A 20039-nucleotide genomic window follows, 5' to 3' on the forward strand; every position below is an offset into this window, starting at 1 on the left:
CTCAGCCCGTCATTTCGTCGTGATGCGAGGGTACCAGCACGCGCAGGTCAGGGCAGACGGATCGCGCCGGTCGGCGTGGAGCCGTGCCGCCGGACCTTGAGCACACGGAAACCTCGCGCCGTGGCCGCGCGATGCACGCCGTACCCCTGCGGGAACGTCGCGCCGATCCACCGCTGCAGCGAGTCGGAGCCGAGATTGCGGGCGACGACGAGCCACGCGTCGGAGCGCTCGTCGAGCCGGGGGAGCCAGCGCTCGAGCATGTCGTGCAGCTCGTCCTTGCCGACTCGGATCGGGGGGTTCGAGCGAATCGTGCGGAACATCACATCGTCGGGAACATCGTCCGGCTCGACCGCGTTGATGTTCGTCAGACCCAGTTGTTCGGCGTTCCGCCGGACGAGATCGAGAGCGCGCTGGTTGACGTCGACGGCCCACACCGTCGCGTGAGGCGACGTGAGCGCGAGCGACAGCGAGATCGGCCCCCAGCCGCATCCGAGGTCGAGGAAGTGCCCGCCGGGCGGCGGCGGCGGTGTATTGGCCAACAGCACGGCGGTTCCCGCATCCAACCGGTCCGGACTGAACACCCCGCCGGCGGTGATGACATCGATGTCGCGACCGGCAAGGGTCACACGAATCGTGCGGAGGTTCTCGGGACTGGCAGGTGACGCGGTGAAGTAGTGGTCACTCCCCATCCCGAAAGCGTAGCGGTTCAGGCCCGTGACACGGGAAGCTAGAGTAAGCGGGCGCCGCGGCGCCCCGAAAGGAATACATGATCGACACCCCCGAACCGACCGACGAACCGCAGACGGACCCGGTCGACCGGGTTTTGGCGCGCGCGGATGCGCGAGCTCGCGTGCGTGGTGATCTCGGGTCGGCCCAGGCGTTGCAGGATGCGTCGACGGTGACGGATGCCGACGCGGATGGCGCGCAGTGGGATCGCGAGGAACGCGCGGCGCTCCGACGGGTCGCCGGACTCTCCACGGAGCTCGAAGACGTCACCGAGGTCGAGTACCGCCAGTTGCGCCTCGAGAACGTCGTTCTGGTGGGTGTGCACCCTCAGGGCGAGCAGGAGAACGCCGAGAATTCGCTTCGCGAGCTCGCCGCCCTGGCCGAAACCGCGGGCGCCGTCGTGCTCGATGGCGTGCTGCAGCGGCGCCCGCATCCGGATCCGGCGACGTACGTCGGCCGAGGCAAGGCGGAAGAGCTGCGGAGCATTGTGGCCGCCACCGGCGCCGACACCGTGATCGCCGACACGGAGCTCGCTCCGAGCCAGCGCCGCGCGCTCGAGGATGTCGTGAAGGTCAAGGTCATCGACCGGACGACCGTGATCCTCGACATCTTCAGCCAGCACGCCAAGAGCCGTGAGGGCAAGGCGCAGGTCGAACTCGCCCAACTCGAATACCTCCTCCCGCGGCTTCGCGGCTGGGGTGACTCGATGAGCCGTCAGGCCGGCGGACAGGTCGGTGCGGGCGGCGCGGGAATGGGTTCCCGCGGTCCCGGTGAGACGAAGATCGAACTCGATCGACGCCGCATCCGGACCCGGATGGCGCAGCTGCGCCGGCAGATCCGCGACTTCGGGCCCGCGCGCGAGGCCAAGCGTGCGGAGCGACGCCGCAACACGATCCCCGGCGTTGCGATCACCGGGTACACCAACGCCGGTAAGTCGAGTCTGCTGAACCGGCTCACCCAGGCGGGCGTGCTCGTGGAGAACGCGCTGTTCGCGACGCTGGATGCGACGGTGCGGCGCTCGATCACGGCGGATGGCCGGGTGTTCACCCTCACCGACACCGTCGGTTTCGTGCGCAACCTCCCGCACCAGCTCGTCGAGGCGTTCCGCTCCACGCTCGAAGAAGTCGGCTCCGCCGACGTCATCGTGCACGTCGTCGACGGATCGCACCCCGATCCCGCCGCGCAGCTCGCGACGGTGCGCGACGTGATCGGTGACGTGGGCGCGCGCGACACGCGTGAGATCGTCGTCTTCAACAAGGCCGACCTCGTCGATGCCGACACCCGGCTGGTGCTGCGCGGGCTCGTCCCGTCGGCGCTGTTCGTCTCCTCGCGGACGGGTGAGGGCATCGAGGAGCTTCGACAGGTCGTCGAAGAGGCCCTGCCGCTTCCCGCTGTCGAGCTCCACGCGCTCGTGCCCTACGACCGCGGCGACCTCGTGTCGGCGATCCACGAGCACGGCATGATCCTTCTCGAGCGGCACGAGGAAGACGGCACCGCGCTCCATGTGCGGGTGCCGGCCGTGCTCGCCGGCCGGTTGGCGCCGTTCGTGCGCTGATCGCTCGCTGACGCCGAGAACAGGAGCCGAGTCCGCTGACGCGGGCCCGGCTCCTGTCGTGCGCGGCTCAGTCGCCGTCGAGCGTCGGCGGCAGCACGAAGTACGGTGAGGCGGACCCGGCGGGCAGATCGCTCGGGTCGACCTCGGTGAAGCCGTGCTCCGAGAGGGTCTGTGCCCAGTCGGCGTCGACGGCGTGCGCGAACAGGGGACGCACCGGCTCGCGCGAGACGATCACCGCGAGATCGCGCGCCGCGTTCGCGGTGACCTCATCGACGACGACGATCTCGCGGCCCACCGCGGTCGAGGCGACCGTGAGCGAGCCGATGGTGAGCTCGAACGGCGGAACGTCGGGCGTCTCGAATCCGAACACCCTCCCGAGGAACGCGAGTTCGCTCTCGAGGGCGTGCACGGAGGTCTCCGCACGCCGGAAGCCGTGGCCCTCGCCCTCGTAGAGCACGTACGCGTGCGGCACGCCGCGTTCGCGGAGTGCGTCGCGGATGGCCTCGGCCTGAGACGGCGGGACGACGCGGTCCTCGGCGCCCTGAAGGATGAGCAGCGGCACGCGGAAGCGATCGGGGCGGCTGAGCGGCGACCGTTCGAGGTAGACGTGCTCGGCTTCCGGCAGCGGTCCGATCAGCCCGTCGAGGTAGCGCGCCTCGAAGTCGTGCGTGTCGGCGGCGAGAGCGCGTGCATCACCGACGCCGTAGCGCGAGACGCCCGCCGCGAAAGTGTCGCTGCCGACCAGCGCGGCCAGGACCGTCCATCCGCCGGCGGATCCGCCCTCGATGGCCAGACGTGCCGGGTCGGCGAGTCCGGCGGCCGCGAGCCCGGATGCCGCCGCGACGACGTCATCGACGTCGACGACGCCCCACTGGCCCTTCAATCGCTCGCGGTACGCGCGGCCGTATCCCGTCGAGCCGCCGTAGTTCACGTCGAGGACACCCACTCCGCGACTCGTCCAGTAGGCGATCTTGGCGGATGCGGACGGGCCCACGTGGCTCGTCGGGCCGCCGTGCACCCACACGAGGTACGGCGGCAGTTCGTCGTCGTCGCCCGTCACCTCGGGGTTCGTCGGCGGGTACGCGAACGCGTGCACCTCGCCGTGCGGGCCGTCCACGGTGATGTGCCGCGCGACGGGCGTCCACTCGGGCCCGGCCGCGGCACCCGCTCCCGCGATCGCGACCGCGTTGCCTGGATCGTCGACGTCCACCAGCCAGACGCCCGTGGTGGCCGTGCGCCCGGCGGCGATCAGGAGCACCCGGGTACCGTCGACATCCTCGATCGACGCGGACGCCGTGGCGTCGATGCCGAGGGGTCGGACCGAACCGCTGGACGGCTCGATCACCACGAGCTCATCGGCGCCGTGCGTGCGCACCGCGACGATGCGTCCGTCGGGCAGTGACGCGAACCAGCGGGTGCCGAGAACCCAGAGGGCGCCGCCGGTGTCGGCATCCGCCGGGGCGACGGCCTCGTCCATGCGGGGCTGCGCGAGTGACGCCCGGCGGAGATTCCAACGGCCGTCACGGTCGTCGCTGAAGAGCAGGGTGTCGTTGTCGAGCCAGACCGGTTGCACGGCGGATGACCCGCCATCGGTCAGCGCGATCGCCTCGGACTCGCCGTCGAGGGTCGCGACGCGCAGCGTCGTCTGATCCCAGGGCATCGCAGGGTGGTCCCACCCGATCCAGGCGAGGCGTGTGCCGTCGGGCGACAGGGCGGGCTGCGCCAGGAAGTCGCTGCCGGTGGCGAGCTCCTCCACTCCGCCGCCGTCGGGATCGATCCGCACGATCGAACGCGCCGGCGTCCGCGCGCCGAGGTGCTGTTCGCGCACCGCCAGCAGGCTGCCGTGCTGCCAGGTCAATCCGCCGTAGGCGGCACCGTCCACGGGAGGAGTGAGGGTCTCCGGCTCCTCGCCGAGGCGGACGGCCCGAACCCGCTGGTCTGCGCCGTCGACGAAGAAGAGCACACCGTCATCGGATGCGGTCCATGCCCCGCCGCCGTACTCGTGCACGCGCGAGCGGGCGCTCCAGGGTGCGCGGAGCACATCCTCGACCGTTCCGTCGCCCCGGCGGCGACGCACGGCCGTCCTGCCTTCTTCTGCGGGGACGCCCTCGGCCCACCACACGTCTCCGGCGACGAAACGGGCGCCGTCGAACCGCGCTGAGGCGGAGGCGACCGCGGCGGCCGTGAGCGGAGAGGGCCAGGAGCCGTAGGGAAGAGTGCTTTCCATAGCTCCACGCTACCCAGCGGCCGCGTCGGCACGCGCAGGGTTGCTCGCCTGTCGCGCTCGCGTGCGCGAGGTCACACGGCGCGCAGGACCGCCACGATCTTGCCGAGAACGGTGGCTTCGTCGCCGAGGATCGGCTCGAAGGCGGAGTTGCGCGGGAGCAGCCAGGTGTGGCCGTCACGACGACGGAACGTCTTCACGGTCGCTTCGCCGTCGAGCATGGCGGCCACGATGTCGCCGTTGTCTGCCGTCGGCTGCGAACGGACGACGACCCAGTCCCCGTCGCAGATGGCGGCGTCGATCATCGACTCCCCGCTCACCTTGAGCATGAAGAGGTCGCCCTTGCCGACCAACTGGCGGGGGAGGGGGAACACCTCTTCGACCTGCTGCTCGGCCGTGATCGGAACGCCCGCGGCGATGCGGCCGACCAGTGGCACGAGGGCGGCGTCGCCGACGGTCGGCCCGTTGTCAGCCGGATTCTCGGCGGCAGTGCCGGGAAGGTCGATCAACACCTCCATGGCGCGGGTCTTGCCGGGATCGCGTCGCAGGTAACCGCTGAGCTCGAGCTGGTTCAGCTGGTGGGTGACGCTCGAGAGCGACTTAAGGCCGACGGCGTCCCCGATCTCGCGCATGCTCGGCGGGTATCCGTACCGGCCGATCGAGCGCTGGATGACTTCGAGGATGGCGAGCTGCTTGTCGCTCAGGCTCTTCCGCCGCCGCGTCTGCGGCTTCTCGCGTGCGGTCATGGTCACTCGCTCCGTTTCCGGTGACATCGAAGAATTCGAATGTCGGAGGTTGGTGATGTGGTCGTCGTATCGAAACCGTATCCGGGTTCGAGGCTCGGAGAAGGCACCCGCGTGGCGTGTCGTCTTCGAATCTCCCTCAGGGTATCGGTTGCTTGACACCACATAAGTTCGAAGATAGCTTCGGAATAGAGATTCGTATCCGGCTCTCCCGGCCGAGCGCCGGGTACGAATCTCTCCCCGTCAGAAGGAGTCGTCATGACCGCGATCGATTTCACCGCCCCGCCCGTCACCACCCGACTGCGCCTCACCGTGCGCGGGCGCCGTGTCCTCGCGGCAGTGGTGGCCTTCCCGGTCGCCGCCGCGCTCGGCGTCGGCATCCTGAGCGGCGGGGTTGCTCTCGCTTCCCGCGCCGACAGCGCGCCCGCGGGTTCGTTCGAGACCGTCACGGTCCTCGCCGGAGAATCGCTGTGGACCATCGCGCAGGAGGTCGCCCCGTCGGCCGACCCGCGTGACGTCGTCGATCAGATCGTGCGCCTGAACGCGCTCGAGGGCACGTCGGTCAGCGCCGGACAGCGTCTGGCCGTGCCGGCCGAGTACTCCGCCGGAAGCTGAGCGGTAGGGCGAGAGCCCGACAGCTTTACGATGGTCGCGTGTCCCTCAGCTTCGAAGACCTTCCGATCCGCGACGACCTCCGCGGAATGATCCCGTACGGTGCTCCGCAAGCGCCGCTGCCAGTGGCTCTGAACGTCAACGAGAACACGCATCCTGTTCCGGCCGAGGTGGCCTCCGACATTCTGGCGGCGGTGGACGAGGCCCTTCGCAACGTGAACCGGTACCCCGATCGCGAGTTCACCGCGCTCCGCGAGGCTTTCGCCGGCTACCTCGGCGCTGGTCTCCGCCGCGAGCAGATTTGGGCGGCGAACGGCTCCAACGAGGTTCTCCAGCATGTTCTGCAGGCGTTCGGTGGTCCCGGACGCCGCGCATTCGGTTTCGCCCCGACCTACTCGATGTATCCGCTCCTCACCCGGGCGACGGGGGCCACCTGGGTCGCCGGCGAGCGGTCAGAGGATTACTCGGTGTCGGCCGCATCCGCCGCCGAACAGGTCGCCGCGGTCGACCCCGACGTCGTCTTCCTGTGCGCACCGAACAACCCCACGGGAACACCGCTCGGACTCGACGTCGTGACGGCCGTCTACGAAGCGTCGCGCGGAATCGTGATCGTGGATGAGGCCTACCAGGAGTTCGCGCCGCACGGCACGCCCTCCGCGGTGACGCTGCTTCCCGGCCGTGAGCGCCTGGTGGTGTCGCGCACCATGAGCAAGGCATTCGCTTTCGCGGGGGCTCGCGTGGGATACCTGGCCGCCGACCCAGCCGTCATCGACGCGCTCCGGCTCGTCCGGCTGCCGTACCACCTCAGCGCGCTCACCCAAGCAGCGGCGACCGCCGCGCTCGGACACGCGTCGACCATGCTCGCCATGGTCGACGACATCGTGGCGCAGCGTGACCGAATCAGCGCGAGGCTGGCCGAGCTCGGGTACCGCGCGCACGCCTCGTGGACGAACTTCGTGCTGTTCGGCGGGGTCTCCGATCCGGACCGCACCTGGCGCGAGCTGTACCAGCGCGGTGTGCTCATCCGGGACGTCGGCATCCCGCACCACCTGCGCGTCACGGCCGGCACGGAGGCCGAGACCACGGCGTTCCTCGATGCACTCGCGTCGATAGACTCGAACGCATGAGCACGGAGTCCGCGACGCACCGCACCGCCTCGCTGCGGCGCGCCACGAGCGAGTCCCAGGTCGATCTCTCTCTGGATCTGGACGGTGAGGGAACGAGTTCGATCTCGACCTCGGTGCCGTTCTTCGATCACCTGCTGACGGCGTTCGCGAAGCACTCGCTGACCAACCTGTCGGTGCGAGCCACCGGTGACACGCACATCGATGCGCACCACACGGTGGAGGACGTCTCGATCGTGCTCGGTCAGGCCATCCGCCAGGCGCTCGGCGACAAGTCCGGCATCTCCCGGTACGGCGATGCGCTGGTTCCGCTCGACGAGGCGCTCGCGCAGGCGGTCGTCGACATCAGCGGACGCCCGTACCTCGTGCACACCGGCGAACCCGCAGGCTACGAATATCACCTGATCGGCGGGCACTTCACGGGCTCGCTGGTTCGGCACGCCTTCGAGGCGATCGCGTTCAACGCCGGTCTCACGGTGCACGTCCGCGTGCTCGAGGGGCGTGACCCCCACCACATCGCCGAGGCCGAGTTCAAGGCGTTCGCGCGGGCGTTCCGGCAGGCGAAGTCTCTCGATCCGCTCGTCACCGGCGTGCCGTCGACCAAGGGCGCTCTGTGACGCGCACACCCACCGTGGCGGTGCTCGACTACGGGTCGGGCAACGTCCACTCCGCCGTGAAGGCGCTCGTCGCGGCGGGTGCCGACGCGAGGCTCACCTCCGACCGTGCCGAGATCATGGAAGCGGACGGCTTGCTCGTGCCCGGAGTGGGCGCGTATCGCGCGGTCGCCGACGCCCTGCGTGAGAGTCGCGGTGGCGAGTTGATCGATCGCCGCCTCGCCGGGGGGCGCGCGGTGCTGGGAATCTGCGTCGGGATGCAGGTGCTCTTCGAGCACGGCGTCGAGCGCGGCGTGCACACGGAAGGGCTGGGCGAGTGGCCCGGCACGGTGACGCAGCTCGACGCGCCCGTGCTGCCCCACATGGGATGGAACACGGTCTCCGCGGCCTCCGGCTCGGCACTCTTCGACGGGATCGAGAACGAGCGGTTCTACTTCGTGCACTCGTTCGGTGCTCAGGAATGGACGTTGGAAACGCAGCAGCCGTTTCCCGCCCCGCGGCTGACCTGGTGCGATTACGGCGCGACGCCGTTCCTCGCGGCGGTGGAGAACGGACCGCTCTCTGCCACCCAGTTCCACCCCGAGAAGTCGGGCGCCGCCGGCATCCGACTTCTGTCGAATTGGATCGGCACGCTGCGGGCAGACTAATGTCTAACCTCGTGCCGCCGGCCGGGGAGAAGCCCCGCGTGAGAGCGCGCAAGGAGCCATGAACGATTTCGCGTCTACCCCCGAGCTGATCCTCCTCCCCGCGGTCGATGTCGCCGACGGCAAGGCCGTGCGACTCACGCAGGGCGCGGCGGGCAGCGAGACCAGCTACGGCGATCCCGTCGATGCCGCCGTCGAGTGGGCGCGCCAGGGTGCGTCCTGGATCCACCTCGTCGACCTGGACGCGGCATTCGGGCGCGGCAACAACACCGCGGTCCTTCGCCGGGTGATCAAGCAGGTCAAGGGCGTGCAGGTCGAGCTCTCCGGAGGCATCCGCGACGATGCCAGCCTGGATGCGGCACTCGAATCCGGTGCCACGCGGATCAACCTCGGCACCGCGGCGCTCGAGAATCCGGAGTGGGCGGCCGATGTCATCGGTCGTTACGGCGACGCCGTGGCGGTCGGGCTCGATGTGCGCGGGACGACGCTGGCCGCGCGCGGCTGGACGCGCGAGGGCGGCGACCTGTGGGCCGTGCTCGACCGTCTCGAGGACGCCGGCTGCAGCCGCTACGTCGTGACCGATGTGGCGAAGGACGGCACGCTCGGCGGCCCGAACATCGAGCTTCTCCGCGAAGTGACCACGCGCACCCCGAAGCCGGTGGTCGCGTCCGGTGGCATTTCGAGCCTCGATGACATCGCCGCTCTTCGCGAGCTCGTGCCGCTCGGCGTCGAGGGCGCGATCGTCGGGAAAGCCCTTTATGCGGGAGCATTCACGCTCGCCGAGGCGCTGGATGTCGCCGGGAACTGACGATCACGCCGATCATCACTCGGCGGACTCGGCGGGCGTCCCCTGGGAGGGGCGCAGCTTTCAGGAGAACACGCACGCGAACGACGACGGGTCGGCTGATCCCACGCTCCTCGCGGCCCTCATCGCGTTCCGGGACGGTGCGGGCGATCAGGTGGCGATCGTGGATGCGTACCGCTCCGCGCGTCTGCTGATCCCGCTCGTCGCGGGGAAGGGCGAGGAGGGCGTTGCGCCGAACGGTCTGACGGTCGACAAGACCCAGGAGCTGTCGATCGTGACCGTCGCCGCGCCCGACGGCCGGCGCGTGCAGCCCGTGTTCACCTCGGTGGAGACGCTGCAGCGTTGGGACCCCGCGGCTCGTCCCGTGCCCGCCGAGGGCCTCCGCACGGCGCTGGCCGCCGTCCAGGACGACACCGATCTGATCGTGATCGACCCGACGTCCGACACGGAGCACGTGCTCCGCCGGCCCGCGGTCTGGGCGATCGGGCAGGGCCAGCCCTGGGAGCCGAGCTTCCATTCCGCCGACGTGTACCGCGGGCTGCAGGAGAGCATCGGCGGCGAGCTCGCCGTGCTGGACCTGGAGATCGAGGCGGGGGATCCGACGGCGCGGCTGCGCGGTCCGGAACTGGTGGTGCGACTGCACCTCATCGACGGCCTCGAGAAGTCCGAGCTCGACGCGGTGCTGTCCCGTCTCGCGACCCGCTGGGCGAGCGATGACCGCATCGCGGTGCTGGTCGACTCGCTCACGGTGAAGCTCGTCCGCTCGACGCCCTGACCCCCCGCAGGTCACCGGAGTGCAGAGCCGCGGAGCGGGGTGCCTGTGGAGTCAATCGGGGTAGGGGCCCCCCCCGGTGCACCCCACGCACCCCCCGCCACCGCGGGGGCGCGGCAGTTGGCCGGACCGGTCCACTTCTCGCCCGGCCCCTTGCCGATCGGGTCGGGGATGACGGATGCTTCGCGGAACGCCAGCTGCACCGACCGGAGGCCGTCGCGGAGTGATCGCGCGTGCATGTCGCTGATCTCGGGGGCCGCGGCGGTGATCAGCCCTGCCAGGGCGTTGATGAGCTTGCGTGCCTCGTCGAGGTCCATCTGCTGGTCGGGGTTGTCGGCGAGACCCGTCTTGACGGCCGCCGCGCTCAGCAGATGCACCGCGGTGGTCGTGATGACCTCGACCGCGGGAACATCCGCGATGTCGCGGGTGGCAGCGGATGCGGCGCGGTCCTGCGCCTCCCACTGCTCTTCGCGCGTGGCCGAGGGGGCCGGAGATTCGGGGGAGCGGTCGTCGTTGGAGTCCACGTTGCACTTTCTGCTAGAGTGGGCGAGCACCGGAGCGTCTGCTCCGATCGAAAGAGGATCACATCCCACCCGCGCTTGCCGTTCCAGGCTACCGGGTCATCGCACTCCACCTCCTCATCGGAGGTTGCCTGGGTGCGGGAAAGCCGGCGTTCGTCGCGTCGTGCCGGGTGGCGTGATCCCCTTCCGCCCGAGGTACGACAACGCATCTCGGTGGCACCCGTCACGTCAGAGGAGTTACGCATCAGCGATCCCCGCACCAACGACCGCATCCGCGTCCCCGAGGTTCGCCTTGTCGGACCCGCGGGTGAGCAGGTCGGCGTCGTCCGCATCGAGGTGGCACTGCGCCTGGCCCAGGAGGCCGACCTCGATCTCGTCGAGGTAGCCCCGAACTCGAAGCCGCCCGTGGTCAAGATCATGGATTACGGCAAGTTCAAGTACGAGGCTGCGCAGAAGGCCAAGGAAGCGCGGCGCAATCAGGCGAACACCGTCCTCAAGGAGGTTCGGTTCCGTCTGAAGATCGAGGCTCACGACTACACCACCAAGCTCAAGCGCGCCGAAGGCTTCCTGCAGGCCGGCGACAAGGTGAAAGCCATGATCCTGTTCCGTGGCCGCGAGCAGTCGCGTCCCGAACAGGGTGTGCGCCTCCTCCGAAAGTTCGCGGAGGATGTCGCAGAACTCGGAACCGTCGAATCGAATCCCACGATCGACGGCCGCAACATGGTCATGGTGGTCGCCCCGCACAAGAACAAGTCCGAGGCGAAGGCCGAGCAGAACGCGCAGCGCACGGCGAACAAGGAAGCCGCTCGTCAGGCCCGTGCCGGAGACGACGAGTCGGCCGACGAAGCGCCCGCCCCCACAGCCGAATAGGCTCCCCAGCCTCCCGCTCCGGCGGGATGAACCACGAAGGAAGAGAACATGCCGAAGCAGAAGACCCACTCGGGTGCCAAGAAGCGCTTCAAGCTGACCGGAAGCGGCAAGCTCATGAAGCAGCAGGCCGGAATGCGCCACAACCTCGAGGGCAAGTCGAGCCGGCGCACCCGTCGTCTGAACCAGGAGCAGGTCCTGGCCAAGGGCGACGCGAAGACCGCCAAGAAGCTCCTCGGTCTCTGAGCCGACGCACGTTAGGTAGGAAGAGAAATGGCTAGAGTCAAGCGGGCGGTAAACGCCCAGAAGAAGCGTCGCGTCATCCTCGAGCGCGCATCCGGTTACCGCGGACAGCGTTCGCGTCTGTACCGCAAGGCCAAGGAGCAGGTCACCCACTCCCTGGTCTACGCGTACCGCGACCGCCGCAAGCGCAAGGGCGACTTCCGTCGCCTGTGGATCCAGCGCATCAACGCCGCGGCGCGTGCGAACGGCATCACGTACAACCGCTTCATCCAGGGCCTCGGCCTCGCGGGTGTGCAGGTCGACCGTCGTATGCTCGCCGAGCTCGCGGTCAAGGAGCCGGCCACGTTCGCGTCGCTCGTCGCCACCGCGAAGTCGGCGCTGCCCGCCGATGTCAACGCGGCGAAGGTCTCGGCGTAAGCCAGAGCACCCGTTCGATGGGGCGTCCTCCTCTGGAGGGCGTCCCTTCGTCGTTTCCGGGCCGAGTGGCGCCTCTAGACTGTGACCGTGCTGGAGAACCCCCGATCACCGCGTGTGCGGGCCGTTGCCAAACTCGCCAAGCGCAGCGCGCGGGACGAGACCGGCCTGTTCCTCCTCGAGGGTCCGCAGGCGGTCCGCGAGGCGATCGCGTATCGGCCCGAGGCAGTCATCGATCTGTTCGCCACCCCGACGGCGCTCGAGCGGCACCCCGACCTCCGGGACGGCGCCGCATCCGCCGGCATCGAGGTCACCTACTCGACCGAACCCGTCATCGATGCGATGGCCGATACGGTCACGCCGCAGGGCATCATCGCGGTCGCGCGGCAGTTCCCCACCTCGCTTCGCGACGTGTTGTCGGGCGAGCCGCGCCTCATCGCGATCTGCGAGGAAGTGCGCGACCCCGGCAACCTCGGCACCATCATCCGTGCGGCGGATGCGGCGGGCGCTGACGCGGTCGTGCTCACCGGGCGAACCGTCGACCCCTACAACCCGAAGGTCGTGCGCGCGACGACGGGTTCGCTGTTCCACATCCCGATCTCCCGTGGCGGCGAGCTCGCGGCGGCGGTTTCGGCGATCCGCGGCGCGGGCCTTCGTGTCGTGGCGGCCGACGTCAAGGGACAGGATCTGCTCACCGCGCGCGCGGCGGGCGACCTCGCGCGCCCCACCGCGTGGCTGTTCGGCAACGAGGCCCGTGGTCTCGAAGACGACGCCCTGGAGCTCGCGGACGCCGCGCTGAGGCTCCCGATCTACGGAAGCGCCGAGTCCTTGAACCTCGCGACGGCGGCGAGCGTGTGCCTGTACGAGTCCGCTTTCGCCCAGCGCACGTCGTGAGTGTTTCCGGCGCGTGACAAGCGCCGCGCGAACGTTAGAAGTCGGTAACGCTTCCGTCAAGAGGGCGGGTGAACGTCACGGCACATCCGTAACCTGGCGAGATGACGCCGACCGAACCCGCGCCGAAGACGTCCAACATCACCGTCCGCCGTGGCGACCCTCTGGTCGTGATGAGCGATGTGCAGAAGCACTACGGTGACTTCCAGGCGCTGGCCGACATCGACCTCACGGTCAATCGGGGCGAGGTCGTCGTGGTCATCGGGCCCTCGGGCTCCGGCAAGTCCACGCTGTGCCGCACGATCAACCGGCTCGAGACGATCACGAGCGGAACGATCGAGATCGACGGCCAGAAGCTGCCGGCCGAGGGCAAGGCCCTGGCCGCGCTCCGCGCCGACGTCGGCATGGTCTTCCAGTCGTTCAACCTCTTCTCGCACCTGACGATCCTCGAGAACGTCACGCTCGGCCCGATCAAGGTGAAGGGCAAGAAGAAGGCGGATGCGGACCGCGAGGCCCGCGAGCTCCTCGAGCGGGTGGGCGTCGCTCACCAGGCCGACAAGCTTCCGGCCCAGCTCTCGGGTGGCCAGCAGCAGCGCGTCGCGATTGCCCGTGCACTCGCGATGCAGCCGAAGGTGATGCTGTTCGACGAGCCGACGAGCGCGCTCGACCCGGAGATGATCAACGAGGTCCTCGACGTCATGGTGGGCCTGGCCCAGGACGGCATGACCATGATCGTCGTGACCCACGAGATGGGCTTCGCCCGCAAGGCCGCCGACCGCGTCGTCTTCATGGCCGACGGTCGGATCGTCGAAGAAGCCGCCCCCGAAGCCTTCTTCACGGCGGCGAAGAGCGAGCGTGCCCGCGACTTCCTGTCGAAGCTCATCACGCACTGACCCCCACACCCCCGGAATCTCTGCTTCGAGAGAGGAAGCGCTCCGCCGCACCGTCCGCACTGTCGCACCGAAGTCCCACCACAGCAAGGAGAGAATCATGCGCATGTCCCGAACGATCGCCGGCCTCGGGCTGGCTGCCGTCGCCGCCCTTACTCTGACCGCCTGCAACAGCGGATCACCGACGGCCGGAGGCGCCGGCGGTGACGCGACCGGCGGTACGAGCGACGAGGCGCTCTGGGAAGTCGCCACCGACGTCTCCCTCGAGGGAAGCCCGACCTACGACGCCATGGTCGCTCGCGACGGCGTCAAGATCGGCGTGAAGAACGACCAGCCCGGGCTCGGGTACGAAGACGCCGTCAGCGGAGAGCGCACCGGCTTCGACGTCGACATCGCCCGGTGGATCGCCGCGTCCCTCGGATTCGATGAAGACCAGATCGAGTACGTCACGATTCCCTCGGCCAACCGCGAGCAGGCGCTCGTGAACGGCGACATCGACTACTACGTCGGCACCTACTCGATCACCGACAGCCGCAAGCAGCAGATCGACTTCGCCGGGCCGTACTTCATCACCGGCCAGGGACTCATGGTCGCGGCCGACGACGACTCGATCACCGGGCCCGACGATCTCGCCGGCAAGGTCGTCTGCTCGGTGACGGGGTCGACCCCGTTGCAGCGCATCCGCGACGAGTACAGCCCCGGCGACACCGTCGAGAACGACACCTACTCGCAGTGCGTCGAGCAGCTCAAGCAGGGCCAGGTGGACGCGATCACGACGGATGAGGCCATCCTCGCCGGATACGTGGCGCTCGAGCCCGACGCGCTGAAGATCGCGGGGGAGCCGTTCAGCGAAGAGCGTTACGGCGTCGGCCTGCCCAAGGGCGACACGGCGCTGAAGGACCACATCAACACGCTGCTGACCGATGGCGGCGACGTGTGGACCGCGCTGTTCGACCTCCACCTCGCTCCGGCAGGAATCTCGGGCGAGCAGCCCGCGGTCGACGAGTGATCCGATGGGGGCGGCCGCCGGCCGCCCCCATCCGCAACCCCTGACGGAAGGCAGCACGTGGGCGTCATTTCCGACAACCTCGACATCTGGTGGGACGGCCTGTTCGGCACGTTGATCCTGTTCCTCGCCGGCGGCATCGTCGCCGTCGTGGTCGGCACGGTCGTGGGCGCGATGCGCGTCTCGCCGATTCCGATCGCCCGGGCGATGGGCACGCTGTACGTGAACACCATCCGGAACACTCCGCTCACGCTCGTGTTCTTCGCGTTCGCCTTCGCGCTGCCGCCGTTGTTCGGGCTGCGGCTGACATCGCCCGTGCCGCTCGTGCTCGCGATCTGCGCCTTGGGTCTGTACACCGCGACCTACGTCGCCGAGACGATCCGTTCGGGTATCAACACGGTTCCGGTCGGACAGGCCGAGGCGGCCCGTGCCCTGGGCCTCACGTTCGGCCAGGTGATGTCGCTCGTCGTGCTGCCCCAAGCCTTTCGTTCGGTCATCCCCCCGCTCATGAGCGTGCTGATCGCGCTTCTGAAGAACACGACGGTCGCGGCGGGATTCTCGGTCGTGAACCTGGGATCGGTGCGCGCCTACCTCAGTGAGCGCGGAGAGAACCAGCTCGTCGTCATCCTGTGGGTCGCGGTCGTCTTCGTGGCGCTCGTGCTCCTGCTGTCCTGGCTGCAGCGCAATCTCGAGAACCGTTGGAGGGTGGCGCGATGAGCAGTGTGCTGTACGACGTCCCCGGTCCTCGCGCGATCGCGCGCAACCGGGTGCTGGGCGTCCTCACGATCCTCGTCGTGCTGGCCGTCGTCGGGTTCTTCGTCTGGCGACTCGCCGTCACGGGGCAGTTCACGGCGCAGAAGTGGTCGGCCTTCACCTACACGAACGTGTGGGTGCAGATCGGCGAGGCCATGCTCAGCACGCTGTCGGCGTTCGTCGTCGCGGCCGTGGGGGCGTTGATCCTCGGCTTCGTGCTGGCGATCGGTCGCCTCTCCGAGCACGCCTGGGTGCGCTGGCCCTTCACGGCGGTCATCGAGGTGCTGCGGGCGATCCCGGTGCTCGTGTTCATGTTCCTGCTCTACTACGGCATGCCGGCCATCGGGGTGAAGATGGAGCCCTACTGGGCCGTCGTCATCGCGCTGATCGCCTACAACGGGTCGGTGCTGGCCGAGGTCTTCCGCGCCGGCGTCGAATCGCTGCCCCGAGGCCAGAAAGAGGCCGGCTACGCGCTCGGTCTCCGCAAGAGCGGCGTGATGCGGCTGATCCTGCTGCCGCAGGCCGTGCGAGCGATGATGCCGGTCATCATCGCGCAGCTCGTCGTGACGCTGAAGGACACCGCGCTCGGCTACATCATCACGTACGAGGAGTTGCTCTTCTACGCCCGGTACATCGGATCGCAGGCGGCCCTCGGTTCGCCCATCGTGCCGGCCACGATCATCGTCGCCATCATCTACATCGGGCTCTGCCTCATCCTCTCCTTCGTCGCGACGCGGGTGGAGAAGCGCCTGCGCCGTTCCGCGAAGGGCGGACCCGTGGCCGGAGCACAGGCGCCCACCCAGAGCGTCACCGACACCGAACTCATCGTCGCTCAGCGGGGCGGCCGGCCACCGCGGGTGACCAACAGCGGTTTCGATCAGACCGGATTCGCGGGCGGCGGCCTCGCCGGCGGGGCAGGTCTCGGCGACGGCGGTGGCGGGGGAGACGGCGGCAGCGCGAACGCGCGCTGAGGCGGCGGACGCGGGCCGGGCGACCGCATCCGACAGCATCTGACAGCGGACCGTCCGGTGCTCGGTAGACTCGACTCCCGTGTCCGACGCACCCGAGAACGAGATCACGCCCGAGGCGGTGAACGCCGCGGTGGAAGCCGCCCTGCAGGCGATCTCCGCCGCCGATAGCTCCGCCGCGCTGAAGGCGGCCCGCGCGGAACACGCAGCCGAAGGGTCACCGCTCGCGCGGTTGAACTCCCAGCTGCGGCACGTGCCGAACGAGCGCAAAGCGGAGTTCGGCAAGCTCGTGGGGCAGGCGCGCGGCCGAGTGACGCAGGCGCTGGCCGCACGTGAGGCCGACATCGTCGCGATCGAGACCGCCGCTCAGCTCGATGCGGAACGCATCGACATCACGGCCGTCGCCTCCCGCGCCCGGGTGGGCGCACGGCATCCGCTGACGCTCCTGCAGGAGCAGATCGGCGACATCTTCATCGGTATGGGCTGGGAGGTCGCGGAAGGCCCCGAGCTCGAGCACGAGTGGTTCAACTTCGATGCGCTGAACTTCGACGTCGACCACCCCGCGCGCCAGATGCAGGACACTTTCTTCGTCGACCCGGTGGCCCGTCACCTCGTGATGCGCACGCACACGAGCCCCGTGCAGATGCGGTCGATGCTCGAGCGAGATCTGCCGATCTACGTCGTGTGCCCCGGGCGCGTGTATCGCACCGACGAATTCGACGCGACCCACCTGCCGGTCTTCAGCCAGTTCGAGGGACTCGTGGTCGACAAGGGCATCACCATGGCGCACCTGAAGGGCACGCTCGACCACATCGCCCGGCAGCTCTTCGGGCCCGAGGCGAAGACCCGCTTCCGCGCGAACTACTTCCCCTTCACCGAGCCGAGCGCCGAGCTCGACCTGTGGCACCCCACCTTCAAGGGCGGGGCGCGATGGATCGAGTGGGGCGGATGCGGAATGGTCAACCCGAACGTGCTGCGCGCGGCGGGCATCGACCCGGAGGAGTACTCGGGCTTCGCGTTCGGAATGGGGATCGAGCGGACGCTGATGTTCCGCAGCGACGTGCAGGACATGCGCGACATGGCCGAGGGCGATGTGCGCTTCAGCGAGCAGTTCGGGATGGTGGTGTGATGCGCGTTCCGTTGTCATGGCTGCGTGAGTATGTCGATGTGCCCGAGGAAGCGTCTCCCGAAGACGTTCTGGCGGCGCTGGTCCGGGTGGGTTTCGAAGAAGAGGACGTGCACCGGTTCGAGGTGACCGGGCCGGTCGTCGTCGGGCAGGTGCTCTCATTCGAGGAGGAGCCGCAGTCCAACGGCAAGACGATCAGATGGTGCCAGGTGCAGGTCGCCCCCGAGGGGGAAACCGCCGCCGACGGCGGCGACGACGTGCACGGCATCGTCTGCGGTGCGGGCAACTTCTTCCCCGGTGACAAGGTCGTCGTGACCCTGCCCGGTTCCGTCCTCCCCGGTCCGTTCCCCATCGCGGCGCGGAAGACCTACGGCCACGTCTCCGACGGCATGATCGCGTCGGCGAAGGAGCTCGGACTCGGCAGCGAGCATTCTGGCATCCTGCGTCTGGTCGAACTCGGCATCGATGCTCCGGTCGGTACGGATGCCATCGCTCTGCTCGGACTCGATGACGTCGCCGTCGAGATCAACGTCACCCCGGACCGCGGCTACGCGCTCTCGCTGCGGGGTGTCGCGCGCGAGTACTCGCACGCGACCGGCGCGGCCTTCCGCGACCCCGCCGAGCGCGAGGTCGACGACCCGGGAACCGGGTTCGAGATCGTCATCGACGACCAGGCTCCGATACGCGGCCGACGTGCCGTGCAGGAGTTCGTCGTGCGTGCCGTGCGCGGGGTCGACGCCACACGCCCCACCCCGCCGTGGATGATCACGCGGCTCACGCTCGCCGGCATCCGCTCGCTCGGCGTGCTGGTCGACATCACGAACTACGTCATGCTCGAACTCGGCAACCCGATCCACGGGTACGACCTGGACGCGCTGACCGGCGGAATCACCGTGCGCCGGGCGGCGGCGGGGGAGAAGCTCGAGACGCTCGACGGACAGGCGCGCACGCTGCATCCGGAGGACTTGCTCATCACGGACGAGTCCGGGCCGATCGGCCTTGCGGGGGTCATGGGCGGCGGGCGCACCGAGATGACCTCGACCACGACCAACGTGCTGGTGGAGGCGGCGATCTTCGACACCGTCTCGATCGCCCGCACCGCGCGTCGTCACAAGCTCCCGTCGGAGGCGTCGCGTCGTTTCGAGCGCGGTGTCGACCCGGCCATCCCGTACGTCGCCGCGCAGCGCGTCGTCGAACTCATGGTGAAGTACGCAGGGGGAACGACCGACGAGCTCGGCGGTTCGCTCGGCGCGGCGTGGGAGCGCGAGGCGATCGTGCTTCCGCGTGAGTTCGTGCCCGCGTTGATCGGCGTCGACTACACGCCGGAACAGATCGTCGGCGCGCTCGAGCTCATCGGCGCGACGGTGCACGACACCGACGGCGAGTGGTTCGTCGACGCGCCGTCCTGGCGTCCCGACCTCACCGACAAGTGGACGCTGGCCGAGGAGGTCGCCCGGATCGAGGGGTACGACCGGATTCCGTCCGTCCTGCCGATCGCGCCATCCGGTCGCGGATGGACGGCGGCCCAGCAGGGGCGCCGACGCGTGTCGAACGCGCTGGCTGCGGCCGGTTTCGTCGAGACGCCGTCCTTCCCGTTCACGACCGCGGAACAGAACGACCTGCACTCGAGCGCCAACGGCTCGCATCTTCCGAGCATCAAGCTCGCGAACCCGCTCGATGGGCAGGCACCGTTCCTGCGGCGTTCGCTCGTGCCCGGTCTGCTGCAGGTGGCGCACCGGAACGCCTCCCGCGGCTTCACCGACCTGGCGCTGTTCGAGGCGGGCGTCGTCTTCGTGCCCGCGCCCGGCGTCGAGTACGGCACGCCGTTCGTGCCGCCGCTCGCGGTGCGCCCGGATGCGTCGACGCTCGCGCAACTCGACGCCGCCATTCCGCCGCAGCATCGGCACGTGGCGCTGCTCGTCACCGGCGACGCGACGCCGAAGCAGCCCGGGCGTCCGGCTGAGGAGTCCGGACTCACCCAGGTCGTCGACGCCGTCCGCGTGCTGGCGTCGGCTGCCGGCGTCGAGATCACGCTCACTCAGGGCGAGCGTGCGGCGCTGCATCCGGGACGCACGGGTGTGCTCTCGGTCGCCGGGACGCCCGTCGGGTACGTCGGCGAACTGCTGCCCGCGGTGGCGGATGCGGCGGACCTGGGCGCCCGGGTGACGGTCGCTGAGGTCGACCTCGACCTCGTGCTCGAGCTCGCCGGATCCGCGGTCGTCGCACAGTCGCTGTCGGGCTACCCGGCGGCAACCCAGGACGTGTCGCTGGTCGTACCCGCGGACATTCCCGCGGGTGACGTGCGCGCCGCACTGCGCGAGGGCGCCGGCGCGCTGCTCGAATCGCTGCGTCTGGTCGACGACTACCGGGGCGCGGGGGTGGCGGATGGCACGAAGAGCCTGACGTTCTCACTGCGTTTCCGCGCCGAGGACCGCACCCTCACCGCCGCCGAGGCGACGGATGCGAAGCTCGCCGGTGTCGCCGTCGCGGCGGACCGCTTCGGCGCGACCCTGCGGGACTGATGCTGCGGGACGCAGTCAC

20 protein-coding genes and 1 pseudogene are annotated in these 20039 nt (G+C 69.3%); 17 read left to right on the forward strand and 4 right to left on the reverse strand.

What is annotated here, in order from left to right; genetic code table 11:
- Positions 1-47: 47 nt before the first annotated feature.
- Positions 48-689 carry a class I SAM-dependent methyltransferase gene (locus tag LMI96_RS15745; protein WP_223723443.1) on the reverse strand — a complete coding sequence of 214 codons (642 nt, stop codon included), beginning with the start codon at positions 687-689 and terminating at the stop codon, positions 48-50.
- 77 nt (positions 690-766) lie between these two features.
- Between LMI96_RS15745 and hflX the strand changes: the two genes are divergently transcribed.
- Positions 767-2281 (forward strand): GTPase HflX, encoded by a 1515-nt coding sequence (gene hflX / locus LMI96_RS15750; protein ID WP_228362156.1) that lies wholly within the window; start codon positions 767-769, stop codon positions 2279-2281.
- Positions 2282-2348: 67 nt separating this feature from the next.
- On the opposite strand, the gene LMI96_RS15755 is transcribed toward hflX, so the two are convergent.
- Together LMI96_RS15755 and lexA are read right to left on the reverse strand one after the other, a co-directional pair.
- The gene (locus LMI96_RS15755; protein WP_228362157.1) at positions 2349-4508 is read right to left on the reverse strand and encodes a prolyl oligopeptidase family serine peptidase; all 2160 of its coding nucleotides are present in this window, start codon (positions 4506-4508) and stop codon (positions 2349-2351) included.
- 71 nt (positions 4509-4579) lie between these two features.
- On the reverse strand, positions 4580-5251 hold the full coding sequence (gene lexA / locus LMI96_RS15760) for a transcriptional repressor LexA (protein ID WP_223723446.1): 672 nt from the start codon (positions 5249-5251) through the stop codon (positions 4580-4582).
- Positions 5252-5506: 255 nt separating this feature from the next.
- Between lexA and LMI96_RS15765 the strand changes: the two genes are divergently transcribed.
- From LMI96_RS15765 to LMI96_RS15790, 6 genes are read left to right on the forward strand one after another with little or no spacing between them, the layout of a single operon-like run.
- Positions 5507-5863: a LysM peptidoglycan-binding domain-containing protein gene (locus LMI96_RS15765; RefSeq protein WP_223723447.1), complete on the forward strand. Its 357-nt coding sequence runs from the start codon at positions 5507-5509 to the stop codon at positions 5861-5863.
- A gap of 38 nt (positions 5864-5901) precedes the next feature.
- Positions 5902-6987, forward strand: a complete 1086-nt coding sequence (locus LMI96_RS15770) for a histidinol-phosphate transaminase (protein WP_223723448.1) — start codon at positions 5902-5904, stop codon at positions 6985-6987.
- A complete protein-coding gene (hisB, locus tag LMI96_RS15775; RefSeq protein ID WP_223723449.1) occupies positions 6984-7601 on the forward strand; it encodes an imidazoleglycerol-phosphate dehydratase HisB in 618 nt (205 codons plus the stop codon). The genes LMI96_RS15770 and hisB overlap by 4 nt, the downstream gene beginning before the upstream one ends.
- Positions 7598-8245 (forward strand): imidazole glycerol phosphate synthase subunit HisH, encoded by a 648-nt coding sequence (hisH, locus tag LMI96_RS15780; RefSeq protein ID WP_223723450.1) that lies wholly within the window; start codon positions 7598-7600, stop codon positions 8243-8245. The genes hisB and hisH overlap by 4 nt, the downstream gene beginning before the upstream one ends.
- 58 nt (positions 8246-8303) lie before the next feature.
- Entirely contained in the window at positions 8304-9050 is a 747-nt protein-coding gene (gene priA, locus LMI96_RS15785; RefSeq protein WP_223723451.1) for a bifunctional 1-(5-phosphoribosyl)-5-((5-phosphoribosylamino)methylideneamino)imidazole-4-carboxamide isomerase/phosphoribosylanthranilate isomerase PriA, read from the forward strand.
- A complete protein-coding gene (locus LMI96_RS15790) occupies positions 9034-9822 on the forward strand; it encodes an SseB family protein (RefSeq protein ID WP_223723452.1) in 789 nt (262 codons plus the stop codon). Before priA ends, LMI96_RS15790 begins: the two co-directional genes overlap by 17 nt.
- Before the next feature lie 116 nt (positions 9823-9938).
- Here LMI96_RS15790 and LMI96_RS15795 read toward each other — a convergent pair.
- Positions 9939-10343: pseudogene (locus LMI96_RS15795) on the reverse strand (DUF1844 domain-containing protein); the annotation flags it as partial.
- Positions 10344-10553: 210 nt separating this feature from the next.
- Between LMI96_RS15795 and infC the strand changes: the two are divergent.
- From infC to pheT, 10 genes are all read left to right on the forward strand, one after another.
- Complete coding sequence (infC, locus tag LMI96_RS15800) at positions 10554-11210, forward strand: translation initiation factor IF-3 (protein WP_223723454.1); 657 nt, start codon at positions 10554-10556, stop codon at positions 11208-11210.
- 48 nt (positions 11211-11258) lie between these two features.
- A complete protein-coding gene (gene rpmI / locus LMI96_RS15805; RefSeq protein ID WP_223723455.1) occupies positions 11259-11453 on the forward strand; it encodes a 50S ribosomal protein L35 in 195 nt (64 codons plus the stop codon).
- 27 nt (positions 11454-11480) lie between these two features.
- Positions 11481-11867 carry a 50S ribosomal protein L20 gene (gene rplT / locus LMI96_RS15810; RefSeq protein ID WP_223723456.1) on the forward strand — a complete coding sequence of 129 codons (387 nt, stop codon included), beginning with the start codon at positions 11481-11483 and terminating at the stop codon, positions 11865-11867.
- A gap of 87 nt (positions 11868-11954) precedes the next feature.
- Complete coding sequence (locus tag LMI96_RS15815) at positions 11955-12758, forward strand: RNA methyltransferase (protein ID WP_228362158.1); 804 nt, start codon at positions 11955-11957, stop codon at positions 12756-12758.
- Between the two features lie 170 nt (positions 12759-12928).
- The gene (locus LMI96_RS15820; RefSeq protein ID WP_374197495.1) at positions 12929-13648 is read left to right on the forward strand and encodes an amino acid ABC transporter ATP-binding protein; all 720 of its coding nucleotides are present in this window, start codon (positions 12929-12931) and stop codon (positions 13646-13648) included.
- Positions 13649-13745: 97 nt separating this feature from the next.
- A complete protein-coding gene (locus tag LMI96_RS15825; RefSeq protein WP_223723458.1) occupies positions 13746-14654 on the forward strand; it encodes a glutamate ABC transporter substrate-binding protein in 909 nt (302 codons plus the stop codon).
- A 57-nt stretch (positions 14655-14711) separates the two neighbouring features.
- Complete coding sequence (locus LMI96_RS15830; RefSeq protein WP_228362159.1) at positions 14712-15368, forward strand: amino acid ABC transporter permease; 657 nt, start codon at positions 14712-14714, stop codon at positions 15366-15368.
- A complete protein-coding gene (locus tag LMI96_RS15835; protein ID WP_228362160.1) occupies positions 15365-16375 on the forward strand; it encodes an amino acid ABC transporter permease in 1011 nt (336 codons plus the stop codon). The genes LMI96_RS15830 and LMI96_RS15835 overlap by 4 nt, the downstream gene beginning before the upstream one ends.
- 79 nt (positions 16376-16454) lie before the next feature.
- Entirely contained in the window at positions 16455-17501 is a 1047-nt protein-coding gene (pheS, locus tag LMI96_RS15840; RefSeq protein WP_228362161.1) for a phenylalanine--tRNA ligase subunit alpha, read from the forward strand.
- On the forward strand, positions 17501-20020 hold the full coding sequence (gene pheT / locus LMI96_RS15845; protein WP_223723462.1) for a phenylalanine--tRNA ligase subunit beta: 2520 nt from the start codon (positions 17501-17503) through the stop codon (positions 20018-20020). The genes pheS and pheT overlap by 1 nt, the downstream gene beginning before the upstream one ends.
- The last annotated feature ends 19 nt before the right edge of the window (positions 20021-20039 follow it).

It is taken from the genome of Microbacterium sp. cx-59 (assembly GCF_020805625.1).
Lineage (GTDB): Bacteria > Actinomycetota > Actinomycetes > Actinomycetales > Microbacteriaceae > Microbacterium.

Coding starts and splice junctions, on each gene's coding strand:
- priA (WP_223723451.1), top strand. CDS start 8,304: ATGAACGATTTCGCGTCTACCCCCGAGCTGATCCTCCTCCCCGCGGTC.
- LMI96_RS15820 (WP_374197495.1), top strand. CDS start 12,929: ATGAGCGATGTGCAGAAGCACTACGGTGACTTCCAGGCGCTGGCCGAC.
- rpmI (WP_223723455.1), top strand. CDS start 11,259: ATGCCGAAGCAGAAGACCCACTCGGGTGCCAAGAAGCGCTTCAAGCTG.
- hflX (WP_228362156.1), top strand. CDS start 767: ATGATCGACACCCCCGAACCGACCGACGAACCGCAGACGGACCCGGTC.
- LMI96_RS15745 (WP_223723443.1), bottom strand. CDS start 689: ATGGGGAGTGACCACTACTTCACCGCGTCACCTGCCAGTCCCGAGAAC.
- lexA (WP_223723446.1), bottom strand. CDS start 5,251: ATGACCGCACGCGAGAAGCCGCAGACGCGGCGGCGGAAGAGCCTGAGC.
- pheT (WP_223723462.1), top strand. CDS start 17,501: ATGCGCGTTCCGTTGTCATGGCTGCGTGAGTATGTCGATGTGCCCGAG.
- hisB (WP_223723449.1), top strand. CDS start 6,984: ATGAGCACGGAGTCCGCGACGCACCGCACCGCCTCGCTGCGGCGCGCC.
- LMI96_RS15790 (WP_223723452.1), top strand. CDS start 9,034: ATGTCGCCGGGAACTGACGATCACGCCGATCATCACTCGGCGGACTCG.
- LMI96_RS15765 (WP_223723447.1), top strand. CDS start 5,507: ATGACCGCGATCGATTTCACCGCCCCGCCCGTCACCACCCGACTGCGC.
- LMI96_RS15825 (WP_223723458.1), top strand. CDS start 13,746: ATGCGCATGTCCCGAACGATCGCCGGCCTCGGGCTGGCTGCCGTCGCC.
- LMI96_RS15835 (WP_228362160.1), top strand. CDS start 15,365: ATGAGCAGTGTGCTGTACGACGTCCCCGGTCCTCGCGCGATCGCGCGC.
- LMI96_RS15755 (WP_228362157.1), bottom strand. CDS start 4,508: ATGGAAAGCACTCTTCCCTACGGCTCCTGGCCCTCTCCGCTCACGGCC.
- rplT (WP_223723456.1), top strand. CDS start 11,481: ATGGCTAGAGTCAAGCGGGCGGTAAACGCCCAGAAGAAGCGTCGCGTC.